The organism is Streptomyces sp. NPDC058662 (assembly GCF_042716255.1).
Taxonomy (GTDB): domain Bacteria; phylum Actinomycetota; class Actinomycetes; order Streptomycetales; family Streptomycetaceae; genus Streptomyces.
The window spans coordinates 11,962-13,493 of the sequence record NZ_JBHXRU010000136.1 but is presented as its reverse complement, the minus strand read 5'-3'; the positions used below and the strand labels follow the sequence as shown (position 1 = coordinate 13,493).

Genomic DNA, 1,532 nt, shown 5'->3' with positions numbered 1-1,532 from the left:
CCGGGGGGCGGGGTGTGGATGCTGTGGTCCGACTCGGCGCATCCGCCGGTGTTCACGGCGTTGGGTGAGGAGGAGCCCGGGTTCCCGGCGGGTGAAGTACCGCCGCTGGCGGGTCGTTCGCGGCAGGTGTGGGTGCAGGGGCCGGGGGGCCCGGTCCACGCGTTGCTGAGTGTCCCGGCGGTGGGGGAGGGCCCGTACCCGACGGTGTTCGTGCTGCACGGCGGGCCCGACGACCACGACCGTGACGCCTTCGATCCGCAGGTCGCGGCGTGGACGGACGAGGGGTTCGCGGTGGTGCGGGTCAACTACCGGGGTTCCACCGGGTACGGGCGGGCGTGGACGGCGGCGCTGCGCGAGCGGGTGGGGCACACGGAGTTGGAGGACGTGGACGCGGTACGGCGCTGGGTGATCGAGCAGAAGGTCGCCGATCCGGGCCGGCTGGTGGTGTCGGGTTCGTCCTGGGGCGGCTACCTGGCGCTGCTGGCGGTGGGGACGCGGCCGCAGGACTGGGCGCTCGCCCTGGCGGGGGCGCCGGTCGCGGACTGCGCGGCGGCGCACGAGGGCGTGATGGAGGACATCAAGGCACTGGATCGGGCCCTGTTCGGCGGCTCGCCGGCGCAGGTGCCCGAGCGGTACCGGGACGCGTCGCCGTCGACGTACGCGGACCGGGTACGGGTACCGGTGTTCATCAGCGCGGGTGTCAACGACGCGCGCTGCCCGATCGGGCAGGCCCGCGCGTACGCGCAGCGGCTGCGGGAGCGGGGGGTGGTGGTGGAGTTCCACGAACACGGTGCCGGGCACAGCATGACGGGGGTCGAGGAACGGGTGGAGGTCTTCCGCCGCCAGGTCGCCTTCACCCGCGCCCACCTGTAACCCTCACGGGCCCCCAGCCCCCGCACCGCCCCCGCACCGCCCACCCTGTCCGCCCGTACCCCTCCCGGGCCGCCCACCTGTCCGCCTGTACCCCTCCCGGGGCCGCCCACCCTGTTCGCCCGCACCCCTCCCGGGCCGCCCACCTGTCACCCCCGCACCCACCCGGGCCGCGACCAGGAGACCGGCGGGCCGGGGAGCCCGGGGAGCCCGGGGAGCCTGGGGAGGCCAGGGGAGGCCGGGGAGGCCGGGGGAGGCCAGGAGGCCGGGGTCCAGCGGCCGGCGGGCCCGGGGGCCGGCCGGCCCCCGGCCCTGCGTCCCACGGCTTCCTGGTCTCGCCGACCTCGGGCCCTCCGGGCTTTCCCGCCCCCGGCCCCGGCGGGGAACGGGAACCGCCGTGAGGGGGCCGGGCTGCCCCCAAGGTCCTGCTGCGGGAGCTCGGGCACGCCACCGGCGCCGAGCGCGGCCCCGGTGCCGGTAACCGCGTTCGCGTACCGCGTACCCCGCGCCGGGGTGCTCGTGCCCGCGTATCCCGCGCCGGGTGCTCGTGCCCGCGTACCTGTGGGCGGGGGGCCGGTGTGGGGGCCCCGGCGGCGTACGGATGTCCGCCCGGACTGCCGCCGGGCGCACCCGCCGCGGTGGCGGTGGAGGTCCCGGCAGCA

At 77.6% G+C, this 1,532-nt stretch carries 1 protein-coding gene; it reads left to right on the top strand.

What is annotated here, in order from left to right:
• Window positions 1-873, top strand: an 873-nt coding sequence (locus ACFWUQ_RS29205; RefSeq protein WP_384543996.1) for an alpha/beta hydrolase family protein, incomplete at its 5' end; no start/stop codon positions are given.
• Between the last annotated feature and the right edge of the window lie 659 nt (window positions 874-1,532).